At 62.3% G+C, this 24,759-nt stretch carries 24 protein-coding genes; 3 read left to right on the top strand and 21 right to left on the bottom strand.

The window, feature by feature from the left end:
- Window positions 1-75: 75 nt before the first annotated feature.
- Complete coding sequence (locus tag HMPREF2996_RS05690; protein WP_070730479.1) at window positions 76-1,350, bottom strand: FtsX-like permease family protein; 1,275 nt, start codon at window positions 1,348-1,350, stop codon at window positions 76-78.
- The gene (locus tag HMPREF2996_RS05685; RefSeq protein ID WP_070446505.1) at window positions 1,334-1,939 is read right to left on the bottom strand and encodes an ABC transporter ATP-binding protein; all 606 of its coding nucleotides are present in this window, start codon (window positions 1,937-1,939) and stop codon (window positions 1,334-1,336) included. Before HMPREF2996_RS05685 ends, HMPREF2996_RS05690 begins: the two co-directional genes overlap by 17 nt.
- Window positions 1,940-2,051: 112 nt before the next feature.
- On the opposite strand from HMPREF2996_RS05685, the gene HMPREF2996_RS05680 reads away from it, so the two are divergent.
- Both HMPREF2996_RS05680 and HMPREF2996_RS05675 read left to right on the top strand, forming a co-directional pair.
- Window positions 2,052-3,182, top strand: a complete 1,131-nt coding sequence (locus HMPREF2996_RS05680; RefSeq protein ID WP_070446508.1) for a sensor histidine kinase — start codon at window positions 2,052-2,054, stop codon at window positions 3,180-3,182.
- Window positions 3,179-3,814, top strand: a complete 636-nt coding sequence (locus tag HMPREF2996_RS05675; protein WP_070446510.1) for a response regulator transcription factor — start codon at window positions 3,179-3,181, stop codon at window positions 3,812-3,814. Before HMPREF2996_RS05680 ends, HMPREF2996_RS05675 begins: the two co-directional genes overlap by 4 nt.
- Window positions 3,815-3,848: 34 nt before the next feature.
- Here the strand turns inward: HMPREF2996_RS05675 and HMPREF2996_RS05670 are convergent, their stop codons facing one another.
- The 9 genes from HMPREF2996_RS05670 to glmS form a co-directional block, all read right to left on the bottom strand.
- A complete protein-coding gene (locus tag HMPREF2996_RS05670) occupies window positions 3,849-4,277 on the bottom strand; it encodes a hypothetical protein (protein WP_070446512.1) in 429 nt (142 codons plus the stop codon).
- A gap of 167 nt (window positions 4,278-4,444) precedes the next feature.
- A complete protein-coding gene (gene tsaD, locus HMPREF2996_RS05665; protein WP_070644422.1) occupies window positions 4,445-5,497 on the bottom strand; it encodes a tRNA (adenosine(37)-N6)-threonylcarbamoyltransferase complex transferase subunit TsaD in 1,053 nt (350 codons plus the stop codon).
- Window positions 5,491-5,985, bottom strand: coding sequence for a ribosomal protein S18-alanine N-acetyltransferase (rimI, locus tag HMPREF2996_RS05660; protein WP_070644423.1), 495 nt, complete (start codon window positions 5,983-5,985; stop codon window positions 5,491-5,493). The genes tsaD and rimI overlap by 7 nt, the downstream gene beginning before the upstream one ends.
- Window positions 5,982-6,674, bottom strand: coding sequence for a tRNA (adenosine(37)-N6)-threonylcarbamoyltransferase complex dimerization subunit type 1 TsaB (gene tsaB / locus HMPREF2996_RS05655; RefSeq protein WP_070730477.1), 693 nt, complete (start codon window positions 6,672-6,674; stop codon window positions 5,982-5,984). The genes rimI and tsaB overlap by 4 nt, the downstream gene beginning before the upstream one ends.
- Complete coding sequence (locus tag HMPREF2996_RS05650; RefSeq protein WP_070717533.1) at window positions 6,674-7,243, bottom strand: hypothetical protein; 570 nt, start codon at window positions 7,241-7,243, stop codon at window positions 6,674-6,676. The genes tsaB and HMPREF2996_RS05650 overlap by 1 nt, the downstream gene beginning before the upstream one ends.
- A gap of 71 nt (window positions 7,244-7,314) precedes the next feature.
- Window positions 7,315-8,907 carry an aspartate:alanine exchanger family transporter gene (locus tag HMPREF2996_RS05645; RefSeq protein ID WP_070730475.1) on the bottom strand — a complete coding sequence of 531 codons (1,593 nt, stop codon included), beginning with the start codon at window positions 8,905-8,907 and terminating at the stop codon, window positions 7,315-7,317.
- 1 nt (window position 8,908) lies between these two features.
- On the bottom strand, window positions 8,909-9,373 hold the full coding sequence (gene tsaE / locus HMPREF2996_RS05640) for a tRNA (adenosine(37)-N6)-threonylcarbamoyltransferase complex ATPase subunit type 1 TsaE (RefSeq protein WP_070730473.1): 465 nt from the start codon (window positions 9,371-9,373) through the stop codon (window positions 8,909-8,911).
- Window positions 9,363-10,460 carry an alanine racemase gene (alr, locus tag HMPREF2996_RS05635; protein ID WP_210398898.1) on the bottom strand — a complete coding sequence of 366 codons (1,098 nt, stop codon included), beginning with the start codon at window positions 10,458-10,460 and terminating at the stop codon, window positions 9,363-9,365. Before alr ends, tsaE begins: the two co-directional genes overlap by 11 nt.
- 31 nt (window positions 10,461-10,491) lie before the next feature.
- Window positions 10,492-12,363, bottom strand: a complete 1,872-nt coding sequence (glmS, locus tag HMPREF2996_RS05630; RefSeq protein WP_070730471.1) for a glutamine--fructose-6-phosphate transaminase (isomerizing) — start codon at window positions 12,361-12,363, stop codon at window positions 10,492-10,494.
- A 118-nt stretch (window positions 12,364-12,481) separates the two neighbouring features.
- Here glmS and HMPREF2996_RS05625 point away from each other — a divergent pair, with 118 nt between their 5' ends.
- Window positions 12,482-13,303, top strand: a complete 822-nt coding sequence (locus HMPREF2996_RS05625; protein WP_070730469.1) for a dienelactone hydrolase family protein — start codon at window positions 12,482-12,484, stop codon at window positions 13,301-13,303.
- 70 nt (window positions 13,304-13,373) lie between these two features.
- Here the strand turns inward: HMPREF2996_RS05625 and HMPREF2996_RS05620 are convergent, their stop codons facing one another.
- From HMPREF2996_RS05620 to eccCa, 10 genes are all read right to left on the bottom strand, one after another.
- Window positions 13,374-13,592 (bottom strand): hypothetical protein, encoded by a 219-nt coding sequence (locus HMPREF2996_RS05620; RefSeq protein WP_070730467.1) that lies wholly within the window; start codon window positions 13,590-13,592, stop codon window positions 13,374-13,376.
- Between the two features lie 357 nt (window positions 13,593-13,949).
- Window positions 13,950-15,617: a zinc metalloprotease gene (locus HMPREF2996_RS05610; RefSeq protein ID WP_070730463.1), complete on the bottom strand. Its 1,668-nt coding sequence runs from the start codon at window positions 15,615-15,617 to the stop codon at window positions 13,950-13,952.
- Complete coding sequence (locus HMPREF2996_RS05605) at window positions 15,617-15,928, bottom strand: hypothetical protein (RefSeq protein ID WP_070446536.1); 312 nt, start codon at window positions 15,926-15,928, stop codon at window positions 15,617-15,619. The genes HMPREF2996_RS05610 and HMPREF2996_RS05605 overlap by 1 nt, the downstream gene beginning before the upstream one ends.
- A gap of 140 nt (window positions 15,929-16,068) precedes the next feature.
- Complete coding sequence (gene glmM, locus HMPREF2996_RS05600; RefSeq protein ID WP_070730460.1) at window positions 16,069-17,412, bottom strand: phosphoglucosamine mutase; 1,344 nt, start codon at window positions 17,410-17,412, stop codon at window positions 16,069-16,071.
- 172 nt (window positions 17,413-17,584) lie between these two features.
- Complete coding sequence (gene rpsI / locus HMPREF2996_RS05595) at window positions 17,585-18,121, bottom strand: 30S ribosomal protein S9 (protein ID WP_070644433.1); 537 nt, start codon at window positions 18,119-18,121, stop codon at window positions 17,585-17,587.
- Entirely contained in the window at window positions 18,121-18,564 is a 444-nt protein-coding gene (rplM, locus tag HMPREF2996_RS05590; RefSeq protein ID WP_010189505.1) for a 50S ribosomal protein L13, read from the bottom strand. The genes rpsI and rplM overlap by 1 nt, the downstream gene beginning before the upstream one ends.
- 435 nt (window positions 18,565-18,999) lie before the next feature.
- Window positions 19,000-19,287 carry a WXG100 family type VII secretion target gene (locus tag HMPREF2996_RS05585; RefSeq protein WP_010189507.1) on the bottom strand — a complete coding sequence of 96 codons (288 nt, stop codon included), beginning with the start codon at window positions 19,285-19,287 and terminating at the stop codon, window positions 19,000-19,002.
- 70 nt (window positions 19,288-19,357) lie between these two features.
- A complete protein-coding gene (locus HMPREF2996_RS05580) occupies window positions 19,358-19,675 on the bottom strand; it encodes a WXG100 family type VII secretion target (protein WP_010189512.1) in 318 nt (105 codons plus the stop codon).
- A 178-nt stretch (window positions 19,676-19,853) separates the two neighbouring features.
- Window positions 19,854-20,984: a type VII secretion-associated protein gene (locus HMPREF2996_RS05575; protein WP_070644434.1), complete on the bottom strand. Its 1,131-nt coding sequence runs from the start codon at window positions 20,982-20,984 to the stop codon at window positions 19,854-19,856.
- The gene (gene eccCa / locus HMPREF2996_RS05570; RefSeq protein ID WP_201828684.1) at window positions 20,981-24,709 is read right to left on the bottom strand and encodes a type VII secretion protein EccCa; all 3,729 of its coding nucleotides are present in this window, start codon (window positions 24,707-24,709) and stop codon (window positions 20,981-20,983) included. Before eccCa ends, HMPREF2996_RS05575 begins: the two co-directional genes overlap by 4 nt.
- Window positions 24,710-24,759: the final 50 nt, after the last annotated feature.

Genomic DNA, 24,759 nt, shown 5'->3' with positions numbered 1-24,759 from the left:
ACAGCCGTCGTCGCGGGTGAACAACTGTGGGTCAAAACAACCTGCCTAGCACTCTACCCGCGCGACTGCTAGCCCTCAACGTTGTGGGCCGCTAACCCGTTCGCCCTCCGCGAACGACGCCGCTCGTGCGTGTACAAAGCCGGCCAGCGCCAGCTTGACGGCGCCCAGGGCGATAAACATTGCGCCGAATATTACGGCGAAGGACGGCCACCATAGCTCCTCCAGGATTGTCCGACCGAGTGCGTCTTGTGGGGTAAGGAGGCGGTGGAGTGGGAGGAGCGTCGCCAAGCACAGCGCACAGACCACGCCAGCCGCAGTCAAGGCGAGGCAAGCCGCCTCCCCTACTTGCACGCGCATCCAAGCCAAAGGGGCAGCACCTGCCAAGGTAAGGCCACGAATATCGGCTGCGATGCGGCCGTGCATCAGCAGCGAGGTAAGCACGGCGCCCACGATGCTAGGGGCAAAGACAGGCCCTAAAAGGGCGACGAAGACTTGCCAGGAGGACAAGGTACCGCCGGCGCCTGCGTCGTTCCCAAAGCGCAGACCCGAGCCGACGGCGACGATAAAGCCACCGACGAGCACCCACGGCACGATGTGCGGGGTGGAAAAGGACCGGCGCACGCGCACGTTGGCCCCAGCGATGCCGGCCGCGCGGGTCCATTGATCCAGGGCAGGCATAAGCCAGGGTAAGAAGAGCGCGACGAGGATGACCAAGCCCATCTCGGCCGACAGGAGGTCGCCGGGGTCATCGATGTGCAGGCACCCGTAAACCGTGCCGCCGATGGCCGCGGATGCGAGCAGGAATTTCACCATGAGCCACACCGGGTGTGCGGTGGCGCGCGGGCGAAAGACTCGGCGCAGTGGAGGGAGCGCGCCAACTAGGGCCGCGGACATGCAGACGGCTACCGCAATGACAACAACCTGGCCGGTTATGGCAATATCTGGCATGGGGATGCCGTCACTGCGCAGGGCACGCACACACGGTGCGAGCAGTGGACGGGCCGGCAGCACACCGAGTAATCCGGCGGCCGCGCTGACCACCGCGACTTGGCCCAGAATGAAAAACAGGATCATCCATCTCGGCATGCCCACCATGCGCCAAGAACGATAGACCGGTTCACGCTCGGCGATAATAAGGCGCATCTGAGACAGCGTCACCAGCACCACCACGCACAGTGACATTGCCAGCACCGTGCCGCCCAGAGGCCCAGCGGGGTTTTCTTCGGCTCCGGAGGAACCGACCAGCATGGCTAGCGCTAGGGTGCACGAGGTGGAAGACACCACCAAGGTCAACGCTACGGCCAGCCACGATAGCCAATTGGACTGTAAGTCCTTAAGCCACACCAACATGGGCCGCCTCCTCCAAGGAAATGACCCGGTCGGCCGCCTCGGCGGCAAGGTGCGAGTGAGTCACCATGATCACGCTGGCTCCATCGCGGGCGACGGCGCGAAGGTGGGATAGGACGGTGGAAGCGGTGGCGTCGTCAAGCGCGCCCGTAGGCTCGTCAGCGAAGATATAGGGCGCTTGGGCCAGCAATGCCCGGGCGACGGCCACGCGTTGCTGCTGCCCACCAGACAGCTGCGCGGGCAGGCGACTCTCCAATCCAGCGAGACCGAGCGAGTCGAAGACCTCTGCCACCCGGCCGCGTGTAGGGCGCCGTCCGGAAAAACGCGCCGTCAAGGTAGCATTGCGCTGCGCGTTGAGGGATTCCAGCAGGTTGTAGTCCTGAAATACAAATGCACGCTGCTTGCGCCCCGGCGCGTTGACTTGGCCGGACGTGGGCTTATCTAGCCCGGATAGCAGGTTCAGGAGCGTGGTTTTGCCGCTTCCGGACGACCCCATGATGGCCACGAATTCACCTGGGGCGATGGACACACTGACGCGATTGAGCACGGTGCGGCGGCCGTAGCGCTTACTAAGGTTTTCTGCTTTTAACATGCCTCTGATTCCACTCGGCCACGCAACGCAATGACATGGAGCGGGCTACCCGGAAAATGGTGGAGCTAACTCCACTGCCCTTCCACCGGCATGGCGGATAGGGTCGAAGACTATGCGAACCCTCAAAGCCTGTGCGTGGAGCCTCCTCCTCGGCGTGCTGTGTATCCCAACCTTGGTGATTTCGGTGTTGATGCTGCCGTGGATCCCGTTGGTGGGTCGCGCCACGGAGTTTGTCGGCCGGTTGGGCGCAAAGTGGATGGGCGTGGAAATTCCACCCCGGCGCGCAGATCGATGGTTTGATTGGCAGCAGTTCTATCACCTCGTGTTGCAGTTATTGATTTCAGCTGCGTGTTTTACCGCGTGGACGGCCCTGGGTTTCACAGCGGGTGTGCTAGTGATAGCGCCATTCGTGCCTAAGGCTGAGTTCTCCGTTGGCGAGTGGTCCACCTCCAACCGTCCGCTGATTTTCTTCACCTGCTGGCTGGCCGCGGCAATGCTGGCGGCTCTATTGGTAGGCCTCAACCGCCTCTTGGTCTTGGCGTCGACCACGCTAACGCGGCTGGCATTGAGTCCTTCGGCTGAGGAATTGGCAGCCTCGCGTGCCACACTCATTGATGCCTTCTCCGGCGAGCGCCGCCGCATCGAACGCGAACTGCACGATGGTCCGCAGCAGTACCTCACCGCGCTCAAGCTCAACTTGGCCGCGGCAAAACGACAAGCCCCGTCCCAAGCACAGCAGGCCTTGACTGACGCAGAACATAATGCCTCTTTGGCCCTGGCTTCATTGCGGGCGACAGTGCGTGGCATTGCGCCGCAGGTGCTTTTCGATGACGGACTTATCCCCGCCCTCGACGAGTTACTCGCCCATTCCGGGCTTGAGACCACACTTCGTGTAGAGGGCGCTGAGAGCTCGATTGACGAGACCACAGCACTGCTGGCCTACCATGCAGTCGCCGAGGCGCTCACAAACGCCTCTAAGCACGGCGCAGCCACCGAAGCCGCGGTAACGGTCGCTTTTAGGGATATGCTGCGCCTAGAAATCGTAGATAATGGCACGGGACCCACGGACAAAGAGCTGGACGGTGAGAGTGCAGCTGTGGGTTCGGGCACGGGCCTCGCCGGGCTGCGCGAGCGTGCTGCTGCACTCGGCGGCACGGTGACCTTTGATGCTGCTAGCGCCAATGCTACGGGTGAAGGCGGCGGCCAGCTGCTGGTCAAACTACCGCTGAAGGAGGCGAAATGAAGCTACTACTCGCAGAAGATTCCGCGCTCCTGCGCGCGGGGCTGGAGCAACTACTCAGTGCGTTAGGCTATAGCGTAACGGCAGTCACAGATGCCGAAGCACTGCGCGCCATCGCAGGGCAGGAAGACTTCGACCTCATTATCAGCGATGTGCGTATGCCGCCCACGATGACCGATGACGGGCTTCAAGCCGTGCATGATCTGCGGGCAGCCAACCCCGCCCAACCCGTAGTGGTGCTCAGCCAATACGTAGCGGCAAGCTATCTCGACCGCCTCCTGGAGCACGGCGGATTCGGGTACCTACTCAAGGAGCGCGTTTCTGATGTTGAAGAATTCGTGCGCACGCTTAACGATGTCGCCCGCGGCGGCACCGTGGTGGACCCAGAGGTGGTCACGGCGCTGCTTTCCGCAAGGCACACTGGTTTAGCCCGGCTCACCGCTCGCGAGCGGGAGGTACTGGGGCTTATGGCCCAAGGATTGAGCAATAAAGACATTGAGGACGCGCTCGTCCTTACCTCCGGAGCAGTAAGCAAGCACGTCTCCAATGTATTTATAAAACTCGGGTTTCGACCCGAGGACTCCAACCGACGGGTGAAGGCCGTATTGACATGGCTGCGGCACACCGAGCGCTAGAAAAGCGCTCAGGCCCTACAAACAAAGGCTGGAATTAGACCTGCCGGTGGGAGTTCAGCACAGCCGCGCGCCACAGCTGGTACTCCTCCGGGTTGTCCTCGCGGTAGTTCTTCACCGCGCGGATGCCGTGCTCCACGGCTTCCACGACTTCGTCGATGTTCTTATCGTCACCGTCGGCAGCGACAAAGATGACCGGTCCGCAGATGGAGCGGATTGGGTCCTGCAGGAAAGCGGAGTTGCCGGTAGCCGCAGCGTTGCGGGCTAAGGAGGCCACCGGGTTCGGGTCAGCGTCGTCAGCCTTCGCGTTCGGGTTAAACAACGCCGCGTAGGTCTGGCCATCATCCTGGAAGGCCACGGAAACGCGATCCTCGGTGGTACCACCGAGGAATTGATTTGCCTGTTCGAGCTCAAACTCGATGATGCGGCGGGACAGATCAGGGTTAACGAGGAATCCAGTGGTCATAACGGTGTGAGCTCCTTGTGTGTGAGCCGGACGATTATCGGTCATCACACTACCGGCACCCTGGGGGTTGCGCATCCGCTAGAGCGCACCCCCAAGTACGCCTCCGCTAGAGCGCGGCCGTGACCGGCGTCCTCAATCTCGACGACACAGAGCGCGGTACGAATCTTCTAGCGCGCAGCGGCGACGAGGGGGACTTCCACCTCAAGCTGCGTATCCGTCCCGCATGCCAGGCCGGAAGGCTCGGCGCCTTCGTGAATGAGCTGGGCGGCCACCGCCGCAATCATCACGCCGTTGTCGGTGCATAGCTTGAAGCGCGGCACACGCAACTCAATGCCCGCAGACTCGCAGCGCTTTGCCGCAAGTGCGCGCAGCCGCGAATTCGCTGCCACTCCGCCGCCGAGCAGCAGCACCTTGGCGCCTGTGTCCTGGCAGGCGCGCACAGCTTTGGCAGTCAGCACATCTGCCACCGCTTCCTGGAAGGAAGCACACAGGTCCTCAACCTGAACAGTCGAGCCTTCTCGCTCGGCCTTTTCCACGTGGCGCGCCACCGCAGTCTTGAGCCCTGAGAAAGAGAAATTGTGGCGGTTGGGCCCGCGCAGGTCCTCAGCCTTGGACAAACCCCGCGGCAGGTCGATGGTGGGCTTTCCTTGGGCAGCCAGCTTATCGATGATCGGCCCTCCCGGATACCCCAAGCCCAGCAGACGGGAGACTTTGTCGTAGGCTTCGCCGGCGGCGTCGTCAAGCGTGGTGCCCAACTCCTTCATGGGTTTGCCCACGGCTTCCACCTCGAGCAGCTGCGTATGGCCGCCGGAGACGAGCAGTGCCACCGAATGCGGCAGCTCCTCGCCCTCCAGGTTCGCCACCGCGACGTGACCGCCGAGGTGGTTGACGCCGTAGAAGGGCACGCCCCACGCGGAAGCAAAAGCCTTGGCTGCCGACGCTCCGACGAGGAGCGCGCCGGCTAGGCCCGGGCCCACGGTGGCGGCCACCGCATCTGGCTTCTCGACGCCCGCTTCCTCCAACGCCGCCTTCATCACCTGTGGCATGGCCTCGAGGTGGGCGCGGGAGGCAATCTCCGGAACCACGCCGCCGAAGCGCGCGTGCTGCTCCATGGAGGAGGCGACGACGTCGGCGCGGATCTCCATGTGGCCGTTATCAGACAGCTCGATGATGCCCACGCCGGTTTCGTCGCAGGAGGACTCGATGCCGAGGATTAACATCTTTCACTCTTTCGTGGTCGATACATGGTGTGGGCGTCCGCACCGGAGGGTTGATAGTAATTGCGGCGCAGGCCGTTGATGACAAAATCATAGGCCTCGTAGAGGCGGATGGCCGGATCGTTGCCTACGCGCACTTCGAGGAAGATGGGCGCGTCGTGGGAATCTGCACGTTCGACGATGGCGTCCATCATCAGCCGCGCGATGCCCTGCCGTTGGGCCGCGGGGTCGACGCCGATGGTGCGGATTTCGTACTCCGGCCAAGCAGCGGGGCCCATGCGGCCCACGCCGGCGTAGCCGAGAACTTCCGCGTGGTTGTCGTTGTGGCCCACGCGGTTGACGCTTGCGTCAACCGCCCAGTACGTGGTGTGGCCCGCCGCGATTTCCTGCTCGAAGGCTCGCGCCGGCCATGGGCTTTCGCCGGGGAAAAGGACCTTCTCTAACTCGGCACAGCGCGGCGCGTCCGCGGACGCTAATGGCCGCAGCCTCATGATGCCGCTGTGTCCTCGATGCCGCCGACCAAGGCAGCCGAGCGCGGCTTGGCCTGTGGTTCCACGGCATCGGGACGGCGAAGGTAGAGCGGGACAAGCGGCTCAGGTTCAGCGGACAGATCGGCGCAGGCAACCAAACCCGCTGCGCGCGGGGTAGCCCACTCACGGGGAAGGTCAGCGATGCCCTCCGGCAAACGCGGGGCAATAGACTCGGGGAACACTAGGCGCACGCTTTCCGGGCTCGCGAGTCCGGCGGCGCTCAGATCAAGGGTTTCCGGCTTCGATACGTTTGGGCCGCTGCGACGCTCCCCATCGGCAAAGGTGGCCCAGTAGACCTCTTTGCGGCGGGCGTCGATGGCCACCAACCACTCCCCCGCGCGGCCGTGCGCGATGGCGTCCAGAGTGCACACACCATGTACCGGCAGGTCAAGGGCCACTCCCAAGGCAGAAGCGGTAGCCATGCCCACACGCAGACCGGTAAACGGCCCGGGCCCCATGCCCACGACGATGGCGGAGAGATCTGGGTAGGTCAGGGAGGCGTCGGCAAGCAGCTCTTCGATAGTAGGGATGAGCTGCTCGTTGTGGGCGCGCGTACCGCTGATAACACGGTCGATGCTCTCCCCGGTGTCGGTATCAACGATGCCCGTGACCAGATCCGTGGTGGCGGTATCGAGTGCGAGAACCTTCATTAGCCTGCGAGGTGCCAGTCGGTCTCAACGTAGTCAGGGTTGTTCTTCCCCAATTTCTCCACGTATTCCGGGGTATCGCGCATAAACTGCAGCGGCTGTCCCTGCTGGAACGGCAACAGCGGCGGGATATTCTGGCTAGCAGCTTCCGGTGTCTTCAGCTGCTGCAGGAAACCATCACAGAGGTCCACCTTCGCGCGCGGCAGCTTCTCCGCCTTGAATTCGTTGTACTGCGAGACCAGCAGCATGTAGTTCACGTCATCAGGCACAGCCCCATCGACGAAGTCGATATTCAGGTTTCCCGTCTCCACTCCGCGCTCCTTGAGCTGCTCTTCGGTGATACCCGGGCAGACGGCTGCGGCCGCACTCCACTCTGGGCCGTACACATCCTGCGGGATGAACATAGCGAAGTCCAGATTCTTCGGGTAGGCGCTCAGGGACTGAGCAACGGTTGAGGGCTCCTTCGACTCCGCGTCCGCCGTCCGGACCATCGGCAGCACGATGAGCGCGGCAAGGAATACGGCGAAGCCGCCGATAACGACAGTGGTGATGAATTGACCAAGCTTGTTCATAAAGGTGGTGTTAGCTCCTCACGCGGGGATAGCGGGAATAAACAGTACGGGGATATCCTACGCGACGACTATCAAACAATAATCAAGGCCAAGACCTGGCACATGAGAATCTTGCCGATCATCGTCGTGGGATACACGGTGGCATAGCCGCGCTCTGCCAGCTGAGTACCGGTCTGGGGGTTGAGGTAGGCCATGATCGCCGGGTTCGTGGTCATACCCGCGGCGATGCCCATCGACTCATCAAACTTCAGGCGCAGCACCAGCATGGATACCGCGACGATGCCGATGGCGGAGACCAGCGACAGCACCATGCCCACACCGATGTACTTCAGGGAGGTCGGATCCGACAGCGCATCACGGAACTGGCCGCCTGCCGACGTACCCACGCCCGCCAAGAACAAGGTCAAGCCCAGCGTGGAGATTGTCTGCTTGGCGTGGAAAGGAAGCTGCCAGTTAATCGGGCCCGAGCGGCCCAGCGCGCCCAAGATGAGGCCAATGACGATCGGACCGCCACCGAAGCCGAAGGAGAGCGTCGTGCCGCCCGGCAACGGAATCGGGATAGCGCCGAAGAGCAGACCAATGAAGAGACCGAGGGCAAAGGGGAAGAGATCAACGTTGCCGAGTTTGGCTTCGGAGTCGCCGAGGAAACGGCGGACGTCGTCAAGCCTGCCCGGCGCGGTGATAACGCGCACGCGGTCCGAATAATGCAGGACGGTTTCCTCGTTCGGTACAACGTCCGAGTCACCGCGGCGCACGCGCGCGATAAGGAAGCCTTCCTTCACAGTGTCCAAGTCCTTGAGCTGATAGCCCGCAACACGTGGGCTGGACACGGTCAGGCGGCGGTAGACCAGGCCATCTTCCTCGTGGAGGTTGAGGTGGATCTCCTCACCCAATTGGGAAATCGCGCTATCCAGCGCTGGGGCCGTGCCGTTGAGCAAAAGCTCCATGCCGGCGCGCAGCGGCAGCTCCGGGTAGGCCAGGTTGTGGTTGTGGGGATTGTTGACGTGGCGGGTAGCGATGACGCGCTCGCCAGTCACCTCCTGCAGCTGACCTACCGTTGCGTCAAAGTCGCGGGTCAGGCGCACCGCCCGCCACTCCAGTGGCTCCGCAATCATGCCCTCGGCGCGGGCGTCCTCAACGTGGTTCACACGCAGGACTTTCGCACCAATGGCGGCCACCAGAATGGTGCCGATAATGCAGCCTGGGTAGGCCAGCGAATAACCCACCACCGGGGTGCTATCGCCGCCCAGCGCCTCGACGACCGCTGCCATACCCGGCGTCGAGCTCAGCGAACCTGCAAGGGTACCCACGCTGATCGCGGGGTCCAGATCAAAGAGGCGCATCGCCAGGGTTGTCAGCCCCGCCAGAATGAAGAAGAAGACGATGACCACCATGGACATCTTCCAGCCGCGCCGGCGGAAATCTTCGAAGAAGCTACGGCCGAAGTTCAGGCCGATGACGTAAACGAAGATGGCCAGGCCAAATTGGTACACGAACGCCGGGACCACGATGTCCGGGTTCGCTGCGGACAAGCCCAAGGCCACGAACATCGCAGCCGCGGCGCCGAGCGAGATGCCGAAGACATTGATCTTGCCCACGGCCAGTCCCACCGCCATGATGAGAAAGAGCGTCAGCAAGGGCTGTTCAGCAAGAAAAGCCAGCACGTTAATTCACCCATTTCCATGTAAATACGCGGACATCATCGTCCGAGTCGCGGTTAATTGTGATAGCGAGGTACGCATCAGACAGGCGCTCCATGAAGCCCCCACCCCACTCGGCAACGACCACGGCGTCCTCTATTTCGGTGTCCAAGTCTAGGCTGTCCAGCTCCCCCAACGGATCCTCAGAATGGTCGAGGAGGCGGTAGGCATCCACGTGCACCAACGTCGGCCCGCCCACGCGGGAAGGGTGCTCGCGGGCGATGACGAAGGTCGGTGAGGTCACCCGCCCCTTCACCTGCATCCCGCGGGCAATGCCCTGCGTAAAGGTGGTTTTCCCGGCACCTAAGGGGCCGTCGAGGATAACCAGGTCTCCTGCTTCCAGCGCCGCGCCTAGCTCTTCACCAAATGCCTGGGCATCCTCTGGCGTGGCGGCCTCACGGCGTCCTTCGTGTGGAAAATCACTGCGCATCGCTAGCTCCTTCGCGGTATGTACGCTCGGTGCGCCCGGTGGGGCGGCACACCACTTCATAGTTGATGGTCCCGGCTGTCTCGGCTAATTCTGTAGCGCTCATACCGCCGCGCCCGAAGATAACGGCAGTGTCTCCGGCGCGCACGCCGTGAGGGTTCGCGCCGAGGTCGACGACGATCTGGTCCATGCAGACGCGCCCCACCTGCGGGTAGAGCTCACCACCAATGCCTACCTGCAGCGCCCCCTGAAAGGCGCGCGGTAGGCCATCGGCATAGCCCACGCTGACGGTGGCGAGCTCGCGGTCGCTATCCGCGGTCCAGGTCAGGCCATAACACGTGGACTCCCCCGCCGAAATCGGCTTCACTGCGACGACGGAAGCCTCCCACGTCATGGCGGGTTCCAGCCCATGGTCGCGCCCGGCGACCGGTTCGAGCCCATACAGGGCCACACCGACGCGCACCTGTTCAAAACGCGCCGAGGGGCGAGTCAAGGCCGCGGGCGAGTTAGCCAGGTGGTTCAGCGGGCACTCCAGCCCCACCTCACGGGCAAGCGTTAGGGCCTGGCGGAACTCAGATTCCTGATGATCATTGTGCGGGTGCGCCGGCTCATCAGCGCAGGCGAAGTGGGACATGAGGCCGAGGACGGTGATGTGGGGGGCGTCGGCAAGCAGGCGGAAGGTCTCCTCCCACGCATGCTTGTCGACGCCCGATCGGTGCATCCCCGTCTCCACCATCACGAAGACTTCGGTGGGAGTCTCAGCAGCAATGAGTGCTTGGGCGTGCGCCAGCGAAGGGATACCGATCTGGATACCAGCGGCGAGGGCCGGGGCGATGTCCTCTGTTGGCTCCCACAGCCAAGCAGCGATGGGGAGGGTGTCAATGACCTTCCGCAGTGCGACAGCCTCGGCCAAGGTGGCCACCCCGAAGGCGTCTGCCCCAGCCTTCGCCATGACCGGTGCGCAGCGCTCGATGCCGTGGCCATAGGCATCCGCCTTGACCACGCACATGAGGCGGGCCGGAGCCACCGCCTCCTTCACGCGAGCAACATTGTGGGCAATAGCGTTGAGGTCAACGGTGGTTTTTAACATACCCACCATTGTGCCACTTGAGGGCTCAGCGCTATTCGACGGTCACGGACTTCGCCAGATTGCGCGGCTGGTCCACGTCATAGCCCTTGGCGGTGGCTACACCGCAGGCGAAAATCTGCAGCGGAACGGTAGCCAGCAACGGCTGCATCAGCGTCGGCGCCTGCGGGATGCGGATGATGTGGTTGGCGTAGGCCTCGACTGCCTCGTCGCCCTCTTCCGCGATGACGATGGTGATAGCACCACGGGCGCGGATCTCCTGGATATTGGAGACAACCTTGGCATGCAGGGAATCGCGGCCACGCGGGGAAGGCACGATGACGAAGACCGGCTGCCCTTCCTCGATGAGCGCGATGGGGCCGTGCTTGAGCTCACCGGCGGCGAAGCCCTCCGCGTGCAGGTAGGCAATCTCCTTGAGCTTGAGCGCGCCCTCCAGCGCGACGGGGAAGCCGACGTGGCGGCCCAGGAAGAGCACCGACTTGGCGTTCTCCATAGCGTTGGCTAGGTCGTAGACCTGCTGCTCGTTGTCGATGATTGCCTGGACCTTTTCCGGCATGCCACGCAGGTCTTCGAGGACCGAGTTGACCTCATCGGAGAACATGTTGCCGCGCAGGCGCGCCAGGTAGAGGCCCAGCAGGTAGGTCGCGGTGATCTGCGCCAGGAAGGCCTTGGTGGAGGCCACGGCGATCTCCGGGCCGGCGTGGGTGTAGAGGGCGGCGTCAGACTCGCGCGGAATGGAGGAGCCCTGGGTGTTGCAGATAGCAATCACCTTGGCGCCCTGCTGGCGGGCGTGGCGTACTGCCATGAGGGTATCCATGGTCTCGCCCGACTGGGACAGGGCCACGACCAGGGTCTTTTCGTTGACGATCGGATCGCGGTAGCGGAATTCGTGAGCCAGTTCCACCTCACACGGGATGCGGCACCAGTGCTCGATGGCGTAGCGCGCGACGTGGCCGGCGTAGGCGGCGGTGCCGCAGGCGATGACGATGATCTTGTCGATGGACTTGAGCACCGACTCCTCGATGCGGATCTCATCGAGGATCAGGTTGCCGGTCTCATCGAGGCGGCCCAGCAGGGTATCGCGCACGGCTGCTGGCTGGTCGTGGATTTCCTTCTCCATGAAGGAGTTAAAGCCGCCCTTTTCAGCAGCAGCGGCATCCCACTTGATCTCGAAAGGCTTGCCCTGGGCGGGGTTGCCCTCATAGTCAGTGATTTCGATGTCATCCGCGGTGATGGTCACGACCTGGTCGTTGTCCATCTCCACGGCAGACTTGGTGTAGTCGATGAAGCCGGAGACGTCCGAGCCCAGGAAGTTCTCCCCCTCACCCAGGCCGATGACCAGCGGCGAATCGCGGCGTGCAGCCACGATGCGATCCGCCTGCTCGGCGTGAATAGCCAAGAGGGTGAACGCACCTTCCAGACGCTTGCCGGTCAGCTGCATAGCCTTGGTGAGGTCACCGCCGGCTTCGTTGTGGAACACATCTGCCAGAAGGGTGGCGGCTACCTCGGTGTCGGTCTCGGAGACGAAGTTATGTCCCTTGCCCTCCAGCTCGCTTTTAAGCTCAGCAAAGTTCTCGATGATGCCGTTGTGCACGACGGCGAGCTTGCCGCCATCCACCACGTGCGGGTGGGCGTTCAGATCGGTCGGGCCACCGTGAGTAGCCCAGCGGGTGTGGCCGATGCCCAGGACGGAATCCTTCAGTGGACGCGCAGCGATTTCGGCTTCCAGCGCAGCGACCTTTCCGGCCTTCTTGCGCCAGCCGATCTCACCATCGGCGTACATTGCGACGCCTGCTGAGTCATAGCCGCGATACTCCAGTCGGCGCAGGCCCTCCAACACAACGTCTAACGCAAAGTACTCACGGCCATCGGTATTTCGGCCAATGTATCCAACGATTCCACACATGGGAAAAAATTTTACAGCATGATTTATCATGCCGAATCTCAAGGATCGCGTTTAATTCTCCCCCCACTGCCTTATAGTGTCCACCGCTTTACCTACTCTTTGCTCTATTCTGTAAAGCGTGTCTGCGAATTTGAAGAAGCATCTCGGTACGTTGTCCAAGCGCGGCCCGCACCGCGTTCTCGTCGGGGACCTGTCCTATGCAGGGCTGGAAGGCAAGGTCTACACCCCAGCTGAGGGTAAAGGTCTGCCTGCCGTGGCATTTGCCCACGACTGGACGAAAAGCGTTAAGGACTACCACGCCACCCTGCGCCACTTGGCCAGCTGGGGCATCGTAGTGGTTGCTCCCGATACAGAAACAGGCGTCTTTGCCAAGCACCGCAACTTGGCTGCCGACCTCGAATCGGCTTTGCAGATTGCCGCTGGTGTCCGGTTGGGTGCCGGAAAGATTTCGGTGTCCCCCTCCAAACTGGGTGTCTTTGGACACGGCATGGGCGGCGGCATAGCCACCTTGGCCGCCGTGGATAACCCAAAGGTCCGCGCCGTCGCTGCCCTCTACCCCGCCGATACTTCCCCCTCTGCAGTTCAGGCCGCCCACGCTGTTAAGGCCCGCGGCCTTGTTATCGGCGCAGGCCAGGATGATATCTTCCGCGCCGGTAATCCCGCGAAGCTAGCCAACGCCTGGGGCGGCCCGGTGGCCTACCGTGAGATTGCTAAGGGCACGCAGTCCGGTTTCAGCGAGGATAAACTCTTCAAGTTGGCGCTTGGTTCCGGCTTCTTTCAAGGATCCGCCGTTGAGACAGCCCGCGGCCTAGTCACCGGCTTCTTGCTGTCCACCCTGGCTGGTGAGTCCAAGTATGACGCCTTTGCGGCTGCCGACGCCTCCGCCAAGGGCGTCGAGAGCTTCCTCGGCGAGGACCTCACCAAGCACGCGGGTTTCTAGCGACGGGAAAGGTTTCGACGAGCTAGCACCGCAAGGCGCACGTGTGCTCCGACTAAAGCAGGACGATCGTTTATTCGTCCTGCTTTAGTCTTTTTAAGCGGGGAACTTCAAGGAGAAGCCAGGCGATAAGGCCAATTCCTGGGAGAAGCAGCTGCGCGGCCGTCCACAGCTTTATGTGGGCCATATCTCTGTCGCATTTAATCTCAATGCCAAGCACGACAAAAGCCACCAAGAGGTACAGCATGGGAAGAACTCCCCACAAGACGTCATAAACCCAAGGAATTGTCATGTGGTCTTCCCCCAAACCTTGGTTGATACGTGCAGTGGCTACTCACGCCACAGTAACACCTGGGGCTGCTGGCGCACTGAGGAGTTTCCCGGTTTCCGTGTCACCCGCGCCTGAGCACTGATTGCACTTGGCCGCGCGGGCGGCCTCGCCCCTGCCTTTGGCTTTGGCTGTGCGCTCCGCCCCTAGAAGCAGGGTTCCGCCGCTGCGCCTCTGTAGGCGATTGGGCTTGGGCGGCACGCTGCGCAGACTTTTCCAATTCGTCCTGTGCTTTAGCCATGGCTTTCTCAAATTCCAGCAGCCGTGCGGCTGTGCGCTCGCGGAATCCGCGCGCGAACTCATCAAAATCATTGTGCGGCATTACCACTGCCCTGCCTTTCGTGCGTGTACGGAGGAGGTTTCTGAACTTTCTTGCGGGGGCATTTCTGGCGTGGCCTCAGCCCCAGCGGCCGGACCTGGTACTGGCTCAGGTGCAGGTGCTGGCGCCGGGGCTGGCTGCGGCGCCGGTGCCTCCGCTGCCTGCATGTGCGCAAGTTTCTCTGGCGGTGCCTCTGGCTCAGGAACGTTGTTCAGCTCCGGAGGCGGCGGCGTAACACCGTTGTCAGGAGCAGGCTCTGGTGCAGGCGGTGGGCAGGGTTCGGGCTCTGGCTGCGGTTCTGGCTCGGGTACAGGCTCCGGTACGGGCTCCGGCTCCGGCAGATTCTCCACGAAGTCCATAGCTGCCTCAGCCAACAGACCCAGCCCCAGAATGGCAACGCCCACGCCAAGCAGGCCTAAGCTTCCACAGCAGGCTTCTTCAGGCTTGCACTCACCTGCTTCCGCACCGGGTGGCTGCTCTGGCTCTTCGCAATCATCGCTTTCTAACGACTCTTCAGGACACTTGGCCTCCTCAGCCACCGGCTCCTCGTCCTCTGGGCAGTCCACCACCTCCTGCGGCACAGGCTCGATGGGAACGTCAACTCCTGCATCAGCGGGCTTCGTGGTTCCTAGTTCTCGCTGATGCTCACCGCAGTCACAGGTGTGTGCCGCTTTCTCTTCTGTGCAGCGGCACGGTGTGTGCTCCTCTTCTGGTGCCGTTGAAGCGGGCTCAGTCGGCACATGGCTCGGCTCAGTCGGCGGCGCAGGCTGTGGCTTCTCTTCAACCGGTGGGCAGTCTTTTTCAGGCACCGTGGCGGGCTGGGTGGGCTCCGGCTTTTCTGGTGGTGCCACCGGTGTTTCTGGTTTCGGCTCTACAGGTTGCTGCGGTGCAGCTGGCGCCGAAGGCTGAGCTGGCTGTGTGGGCTGAGACGGTGTGGACGGGGCCGGAGCTGGTGACGGCTGGGCCGGTGCACAAGGTTCAGGCTCAGGTTGCGGGCACTCTTTCCGCTTCTCCTCACAGCCGCATTCGGGCTCTGGCGGGGTTTCCGGCAGCTCCCGCTCGCACACCTCGGTGCAGCGCCGTTCAAACTCGTCATAGCAATTCTCAATGGCGGTATCGCGGTCCCGGCACGTTTGCGTGATGGTGTCATTCGTCTGATCGATAAGCTCCCCACCAATGCGCGATATCACCGGGATGATGACCTTTCCCAGAGGGTGCCGCTGCAACAGCATGGTCAAGATGTTAATCAGTGGAATCACAGCAGAGATAAGCTCTGCCACCGCGGAATCAGAAACATCAACGACGTCTTCGATGGCATCCGAACACTGCTGCGCGGATTCCACCAAATCACCGGCTTCGTCCCTTTCCTTGTCGAAATCGTCTTGTACGCCGCGCAAATGATCCATGATCGCTCCCCCGGCCAGCGATAGAACCGTACCGAGAAGGAATTCCCGCAACCCGTTACCACCGCGCCCTGGGCGGCGAGCACCCATCGCCGACGCAGTGTTCGTAACCAAGTCGCCTGGGTTAATCCCATCGACCGACCCCACCATGTCCCCCAACAAGCCAATAGGCGTGCTGGGCCCGGAATAGCCTCCTTGGCTTGCCGCCTGGAACTGGGACACCGCTTGTGAATAATCACCCAAGAGTGACTTGACCATCGTGGACATCAATTCACCCCTGCTTCCTGGTCACCGAGTTGCCCGGCGAGGCCGCGGTCCACGTCCCCGAAAGCACGCAGTTGTTCGCGCGCGGCATCCGCTGTGGCCGATATGTTCTCTAACCGCCACGCACCGCGTTCATGGAGCCGGTTCAACAGGGCCTGAATCTGTGCGCCGTGCCCGCCGAAATCACGCCCCGCGGAGGATTGGGGAAAATTCGGTCTATCCCCGCGGTGCGCGTCACTTTGGGCACGGGTTTGGTCCACGACGGCGTCGAGAAGCCGCGTGGCTTCATCCTCATCAAAAAATACGTCGGGCATATGTGCCCTCCTTCTCGTCCACAACAAACAGTGATTCCTGCTTTTATTGGACTGAGCAACATCCCCTTTGGTTCCCACACCACCCCACAAAACACGAAACCCCAGGCCAGCAGCCTGGGGTTGTGGTGGAATGAGTAGAGCTACACTGCAGCAACGACGGCCGCAAGCTTGCCTGCGACCTTGCGCGCCTGCTCCTTTTCAGCAGCCTCCACCATGACGCGGAAGAGCTCCTCCGTGCCGGACGGGCGCAGCAGAACGCGGCCCGTATCACCGAGCTCTGCCTCGGCAGCAGCGATAGCTTCCTTAACCTCAGGGGCGTTAAGGATGACAGCCTTGTCGGACACCGGAACGTTAATGAGCACCTGCGGCAGCACCGTCATCACGGAGGCCAGCTCCTTGAGGGTCTTCCCGGACTTGGCCATGCGCGCCATGATGGACAAACCGGTCAGCGTGCCATCACCAGTGGTGCAATCATCCGGCAACACCACGTGGCCGGACTGCTCACCGCCCAGAGAGAAGTCACCGCGATTGAGCTCTTCCAGCACGTAGCGGTCACCCACGGCGGTTTCCTTGACCTCGATGCCCTGCTCCTGCATGGCCAGCTTCAGGCCCAGGTTCGACATCACGGTGGCCACCAGGGTGTTGAAGCGGAGATCGTTTTCTTCCTTCATACCCACGGCGAGGATCGCCATGATCTGGTCACCGTCAACGACGTTGCCTTCGGCATCCACGGCTAGGCAGCGGTCAGCGTCACCATCGTGTGCGAGGCCCAGATCGGCGCCGTGCTCGACGACGGCCTCCTGTGTCTTCTCAATGTGCGTAGAACCGCAGTCCTCGTTGATGTTGAAAGCATTCGGCTTGTTATGGATGGCGATAACCTCAGCACCCGCAGCCTCATAGGCCTGCGGTGCAACCTTGGAAGCCGCACCATTTGCAGTGTCGACGACAACCTTGATGCCGTTCAGATCCGTGGTAACAACCTCAGCCAAGTGCTTCAGGTAGCGCTCGCGACCATCCGGAGCCTCCGAAATAATACGACCAATCTTGGTCGCAGTCGGGCCATCTTCAGTGAGATTGTCCATAGCAGCCTGGATGCGGTCTTCCACCTCATCCGGCAACTTCTTGCCGCCCGCGGAGAAGAACTTGATGCCATTGTCTGGCATCGGGTTATGGGAAGCGGAGATCATCACGCCGAGATCTGCCCCAAAGTCATCGGTAAGGAACGCGATTGCCGGGGTAGGCAGCACGCCGACGCGCACGACGTCAACGCCTCGCGATGCCAGACCCGAGGCAATCGCCGCATCCAGCATCTCACCCGACACACGCGGGTCGCGCCCGATAATCGCGAGCGGGCGACGCTCATAAGATTCACGGTCTGAAGTAAGAACTTCCGCTGCCGCCTGGCCCAAGCGCAGCGCAAGAATCGGTGTGAGCTTCTTGTTCGCGAGGCCGCGAACTCCATCGGTTCCAAAAAGTCGAGTCATAGTTGTTCATTATGCCCGCTCCCCGTTGTGTGGCGCAGATCGGTCCACCTTTGGGGCTTGGTTATACCCCGCAACATAGCAGGAAACTCGCCCCACCCCTGCCATACACGGCGAAAGCCGCCACCTCCACGAAAGGGAAGCAGCGGCTTTCGGAAAATGCAGTAAGCGAAGATTAACGCTTGGAGTACTGCGGGGCACGACGTGCCTTGTGCAGACCAGCCTTCTTGCGCTCCACGGCACGAGCATCACGGGTGAGCAGGCCAGCCTTCTTCAGGGCCTGGCGGTCAGCCGGGTTGTAGATGTTCAGTGCGCGGGCGATAGCCAGGCGCAGGGCGCCTGCCTGACCGGTCGGGCCACCACCGTTGACGGTGACCTTGATGTCGAACTGACCCTCGCGCTCGAGGATGGTCAGCGGCAGCAGGATGTCCTGCTGGTGCAGCTTGTTCGGGAAGTACTCGTCAAAGGCGCGGCCGTTGACGGAGATGTTGCCGGAACCAGCAACGAGGCGAACACGAGCGATGGCGCGCTTACGGCGACCAACGGTCTGGATCGGGCCCTCGTGGATAGCCGGGGCAGCGGTCTCAACCTCAGCCTCGGTATCGGTTGCCAGGGAATCACCGATGGTGTTGGTGAACTCCTCGGTAGCGGCGGTTGCTGCAGCGATGTCGGCAGCGTCGGCTACATTGTTGTCGATGTTCTGCTCGGTCATTACTGTGCCACCTGCTTAAACTCAAAGGTTTCCGGCTTCTGGCCGGCGTACGGGTGCTCCTCGCCCACGAAAACGTGCAGCTTCTTGATGGAGGCGTTGGAAAGCTTGTTGTGCGGCATCATGCCCTTTACAGCTTCCTCGATAACGCGGACCGGGTTGGCGTCCAGGGACTGACCAAGGGTCATGGACTTCAGGCCGCCCGGGTAACCGGAGTGGCGGTAGCGCATCTCGCGCTCGCGCTTGTTGGAGGAAATGTGGATCTTGTCCGCATTCAGGATGATGATGTGGTCGCCGCAATCAACGTTCGGTGCGTACTGGGGCTTGTGCTTGCCGCGCAGCATGTCAGCCACGGTGGAAGCGAGCTTGCCCAGAACCACGTCGGTAGCGTCGATGACGTACCACTTGCGGGTGATGTCACCGCTCTTCGGGTGGAAAGTAGACAAAATGACTCCTTGAAAGTCTGTCTCGGAACTGCCGGCCATCGCTATGTAAGCCCCTACGCGGTACATACAGCGGCCGGTGGAGACCTGCAGCACGCGCGCACCAACGTTCAACGAGGTGCGGACACATAGGTGTTTCACTTTAGTACGCAGCGGATCAAAAACCCAAAACGCCGATATCGCCCCTCACCAACGCCTCCATCCCAGCTAATTCGGGGTGGGGGTTCGAGACAGAAACGTTGATGAGAAGCGATACCGGCGCCTTTTACTGAGTGGGCGGAGGGTGGTGTGGGTCAAGGTGGCGCGTCCAGCCCTTCCATTCTCTGCGCCACTCCCCTAGCCTCCGCGTCTTCCCCCCTCCCGCTCACTGCTCATGGTGGTGAATGGTCAGGCAGAAAGTGTCCGCACACCCAGCTCAAGACTCACAGTAGGAGTGGTTTAGCCCCAGCTAGCGGCAGCGCGACGGTTGACGTCGCTCATATTGTCATTGCCCTGGGAAACCGTGGTGGAGATGGTCGCTAGCACCGTGTTGAGCTCGGCGGCTGCCTTGTCCCATTTCGCCTGCGCCGCGTTATATGCGGCAGCGGAATCTCCCTCCCACGTCGATACCATCGGCTGCAGGGTGGATTTGAGGTCACCGAGGAGCCCGTTGATGCGGCCCGAGGTGGAGTTGATGTCGGCGGCGGCACCGGCGATGGCGCCAAACTGATACTTGATTCCAGACATTGCGTGTTCCTTATCTTCTGTGTTCGTGCGTGGTTCAGCGTGTGCAGTAGTCAGTGAAAGCAGCTCGTGTTTAGAGGGCCAGGCCCGCGCCGCCAACGTTCTCGAAAGACTGGGCGTTATCAGCCTCGACCGAATCAAAGTTGCGGGCATTGTCCCTGATGTTCTCGCTGATGGCGGTCAGCGCCTCACGCAGCTGCTGCGCGGAGGAGTTGTAGCGCTGCATTAGGTTGTCAAAGGAAACCTGCGCGCGGCCTGCCCAGCTGCCACGGACGGAGTCCACAACACCCTGCAGGCGGGTGAGCTCCCCCTGTACCTCGTCGTTGGTGGAGTCGACGCGGCCAGCGGTGGCCACCATTACGTCGGCTTCTGTGCGGAACGTTTGAGTCATGTCCTTCTCTTTCTGTCTTGTTCCCTACCTTGGGGCGTATCCCTTATTCCTAGGGATTGGTGTGTGTTTCTTCCCCCGAGAAGCACCCTGTGTCCTTCTCACCCTTATTGGACTGAGCTAGTAGCTCATCGGTTCCCGCTAATTTCCAGATCCTTTGAGATTCGCAGAACTTTCCCGCTTAGTCCTTCTTGACCAGCGATTCTGCCGCCATTCGGCAGGCAGCCTTCTGCACTACATTGGGCTCAAACTTGGTGTGACAGCCCACGGACATCTGATGGCCCTTGTCTTCCCACATCATCCACGTCACCCGGGAGCCGTCGCCGGGGTCCTCGGTATACGTCAGCCGTCCAGAGTCCTCTACCGGATCACGGAGGGCAGGATCGGATTCGATCTGCTCTTTAATCTCTGTGAACAACGCGTCGACAGGCACATTGAAAAGCGGATCAGCAGCCAGGAGGATGCGCAGGTTGGGGTCTTCACCGGCAGCGGTGACCAGACCATCCTCCACGCTGGTGCGGAATCCTTGAGGAAGCACCAGGGACATTCCCTCCACGTCGATGGCCTGCTGACCGGGTCGCAGCTGCCTGCTTCCGGATTCCTGAGCTCCGGTCCCCTCAGCAGAGCTCTCGGGCTGTGCCTCCGTGTCGGGATTCGGGGCCATGCCCGAAGTGCCGGAGGCGGCAGATGCTCCTTCAGCTGTCTGATCGGGAGTCGACGCTGCCACAGCCGCATCCTTGCGACCCACCGCCCACCACGACACCCCGGCCACCACGAGCACCATGACCGCGATAGCGATGTAGAAAAGATCGATACCTCCCAACAACGCGGACCAGCGGGATTCCGCTGCACGGTGCGAGCGCCCGCGGCGGACAGGCCGGGACAGCTCGGCAGTCGCCGCGTCCTCATCCCCAAGGTCCTCGTGCTGCGTGCCCACGACCGAACGGGAAGAAGACGGTGCAGCACTAGCCGCAACAGACACGGACGGCGGCGATGGTTCTGGTTCCTGCACGGTCGCACCCGCACCAGCGAGCTGACGGCGCAGGATATTCACGGCTTCGACGCTGACCTCCGTTCCGGAGGGATCCGCCACCACATCAACGCTGATATCCGGCCATTCCGCCCCGCAGACTTTTTCGGCTTGGTCGAGGACTGCCTCCAGCGCCCAACCTTCGGCGATTCCAGTGCCGGGCAGGTCATAGCGATAGATCGTCTCTGGGCCTTCATAGATCGTGGCGGCATCGAGCACCGTAATAGCTAGCGTGGTCTCGGGCGCGGTTGTCGGGGTTCGCAGTGCATGCGTCGTGGTCATTGGTTCTCTCCCTTGTTGCTTGTGGTCTGTGGTGAGGTATGTGAACTATCGGCGCTTGGCACATAGACCTGCGCCAAGCCTTGGGATACGCCGCGGACGACCCATTGGCCGCGGCCGGGCGGCAATGCCGTCGGTTTGACGCCGAAGATGGCGCCTTCGTCACGGTCGGCGTCGAGAAGCAGCAGCGCCGGCTGCAAGTCCCGCACCGCCGAGAGGAACTGCCCAAACATCGCGCGCCCAATGCCACCTGCTTTGCGCGCGAACACCAGGTGCAGCCCCACATCGCGGGCGTGCGGGAGGAGCTCCAGCAGAGGTGCTAGCGCTATCTCGCTGACGAGGTCGAGGTCATCGATGACAAGGTAAATATCTGGGCCCTGCCACCAGCTCCGCGCGGCGAGCTGGGCAGGGGTGACGTCGGCGCCAGGGAGGCGCTGCTCTAGGGTGCGCACTGTATCGAGAATGGCTTGGGTGGCCGCGCTTGCCGACGCCCCATAGGCCGCCACCATCTCCTCATCCAGCGTCCCCAAATGCGCGCGGCGCTCATCGATGACCACCAGGCGGGCTTCCTCCCGACTCAGCTGGCTGATTCCGGCGAGAATCACGCTGAGAAAATGCGATTTGCCGGAGCCTTGAGAGCCAATGCACACGAGGTGAGGCTGGACGCCCGGATCCCAGTCGAGGACCTCTAGGTCCGGACCACCAATGCCCCAGGCCACCCCGTCTGATGACGAACCATCTTCCGGCTCAGGCAATTCGGTGAGCACAGTGGGCAACATTTTCAGCGGTGGAACCGGAACAGCATCCGCATGCACGCCACAGATATGAGCGATATCCTGCGGTGAGGTCGCTGCAAAAAGGAGGTTTTCCCCTGCTAAAGTGATCCCTCGCCCAGGTGCTGCCGGCAACTTCTGCTGCGCCTTGCGGTCGATGAGGGAATCCATGGCTTCGCCCAAGCGCAGCTCAAGGCGGGCCGCGATGAGATCCCGAATCGACGGCCGCAAACTGGTCCACCGCGCCGCTGCAATCAAGACGTGAACGCGGGCGGAGGCACCGTCAGCAACCAACTGGGTAATCGGCTCAGCTAAGTCCTCAAAGTCTGCCCCGGAGGTGCCGATGTGGTGCCAGCCGTCCACGATCAAAAAGGTGTGGCGAGGTTCCGGGCGGCGCACGAGGCCGGCGACTTCATCGACGATGCGCCGCACCTTTTCCGGTTCCTCACGTCCGGCTACCCCAGCTACATGAGGCAGACGGTCCAACACCCGCAGCTGCCCGCCTCCTAGGTCGATGACATAAAAGCGCACCTGGTCCGGCGAATGCCACAGGGCCATACCGGAGGCGATGCTGCGCAGCGCCATCGACTTTCCTGACTGCGGTCCGCCGCACAGTGCAAGGTGCCCACCGCCCGTCGTGAAATCCACGAGCAGCGGGTCTTGACGCTGGTGATAAGGACGATCAATAAGCCCCACCTCCGCGCGTAGCCCGCCACCTGCGCTGAGTGAATCCGTGCGCAGAGCGGCAACGCTGGATAGCTCTACCACGGGCGGCAAGGGTGGCAACCAGATTCGCCTCGCTGACTGGCCGCGCTTGGTGGCTTCCTCCCGGGCGGCAGCCACCACTGTGTCCAAGAGTGTGCTCGAAGAATCCACGAGCTCCGTATAGTCCGCGTTCTCCTCCGCCGTACGATGCCCACTAAAAAGCTCCACGCGTGCCGAATGCCGCGTATGTTCGGCCACCTCATCACGCACTACCCGGCGCGTGACCGGGCCAGAAACATAAGAAGCCTGAAAGCGCGTGGGGGCATCGGCATCCGTTTTGAGGTAGCCGGCTCCCGGCTGGGCGGGGAGGTGATAAGCATCAGGCACACCGAGGACCTGGCGGGATTCCCCGGCGGAGAAAGTCTTCAACCCAATGCGATAAGACAGGTGCGAGTCCAATCCCCGCAAGCGCCCTTCCTCCAAGCGCTGGGAAGCGAGCAGCAGATGCACGTGCAGCGAGCGGCCGAGCCTTCCCACCGCGACGAAGAGTTCAGCGAAGTCCGGGTGCTGCCCCAACAGCTCCGAAAACTCATCCACCACAATGACCAACGCCGACAGCGGCCCGTGCTCCGCCACCGCGGCAGCGGAGGCGTTGAATTCGCCCACGTTGGCAAAATTTCCTGCCTTGCGCAGCAGCTCCTGGCGGCGATTCATCTCGCCGGAGATGGCATCGTACATTCGCTCCACCAGGGTGGATTCTTCTTCCAGGTTGGTAATCACGGCGGAGGTGTGCGGCAGTTCCTCACAGCCCAAGAAGGTGGCGCCACCTTTGAAGTCAACGAGCACAAGATTGAGTTCCTCCGGACTGTGCGTGGCGGCCAGCGCTACGACAAGCGTTCGAAGTAATTCCGATTTTCCGCTGCCTGTGGCACCAATGCATAACCCATGCGGCCCCATCCCGCCCTGCGCGGACTCCTTTAAGTCAAGCATCAAAGCGTGCCCGGACTCGTCGACACCGATGGGCACACACAGCCGCTCAGCAGGGCTGCGCCCCTGCCACATGCCGGAGGCTTGGAGCGCATCTACATCCCGAAAGCCCAGCAACGAGGGCACATCCGCATTGCGGCCATGCCGAGGCGTGGACGCGACATCGCCACCGAAGGGGCGGTGATAGGGCGCGAGGGTGCGGGCAAGGAGGAGGGCCGTGGGGACGTCGACAAGCGCGCAGCTTCCTAGCTCCTCCTCGCCCGCGGCAGTAACCACGGAGAGCGTGCTTTCCGCCCGCAGGTAGATGCCCTCTTCCTCGGCGCGCCGTCCCAGCGGCGAATGGGGTGTCACCCCCACGGCGATGGTGGTTGTGGGGCTATCCCCCGGCGCGTCACTGCGCAGCACACCAACGCTATGCCCTTGTTCCTCCGTCATGACGCAGATGCGAAACTGCGCCTGGTCAGGCTCCCTGGAATGCGGCAGCCACTTCAACCATCCCCATTCCGCACCGTGATACTCAATGCCCACGGTCTCCGGGCCATGCAGCACCGCCAGGTGTAACAGCAGCGCGCGGGCCACCCCAGCGGCGTCTTCACCGGCCAGGCCGACGACGCGAAAGGCCTGCAACTGGATGACCACCGGCATATCCGCGAGGGTTCCCACCGCACGCACGGTCTGGCGCAGGCTCACCGCGCACACCGGGTCGAGGTCTTCCGCCGCACCCGAATCCGGCACATTAATGGGAGTGCACAGGGCCATCGGCCCCGTCCCCACCCGCACTTCCAAGGCATCCGGGGCATCCGCCGTCCGCTCCCACAGCCGCGGGGTGGGAATCAGCGCGCCAAGCTGTTCGGAGTCAGGGTTGCGGTGTTCCTCGTGCGCGCGCTGAGCCGCCCCACGCTCTAGTGCTTCCTCCCGCAGTGCCTTGAGGTGGCGCAAGTAGGTCCGGCGGGTCTCATCCGGATCGTGCCCGCCTGCCTGTGGGTTAAACATCATGGCCATGCTGGCCAGCATCATGAGCGGGAACATGAGGCTCATGGGACTGATCCGTCGTGCATCCCCCGCTCCGAGAACCATGAGCGCCACCATGCCCAGCATGGCCGCGATCATCACCAGCGGCATGAGTAAGCGCACGAGCGGCACCGGTTGTGCGCGGGCTGCCTCCGGCACCGCCTCGGCATCAATGCTGCCCTGCGGCAACGGTGGTGCTGGCTCCCGATAGGCCGCCACCCCAGTGCCAACGACGCGTGTAGGTACGCGCATGTCAAAGTCCTTCCCCCCGAAGTACTCCACCGCCTCCTTAAGCGGTGGAC

Source organism: Corynebacterium sp. HMSC066C02, assembly GCF_001814945.1.
GTDB lineage: Bacteria > Actinomycetota > Actinomycetes > Mycobacteriales > Mycobacteriaceae > Corynebacterium > Corynebacterium aurimucosum.
Note: the sequence above shows the minus strand (reverse complement) of the source record. Positions and strands in the feature narration are given on the sequence as shown.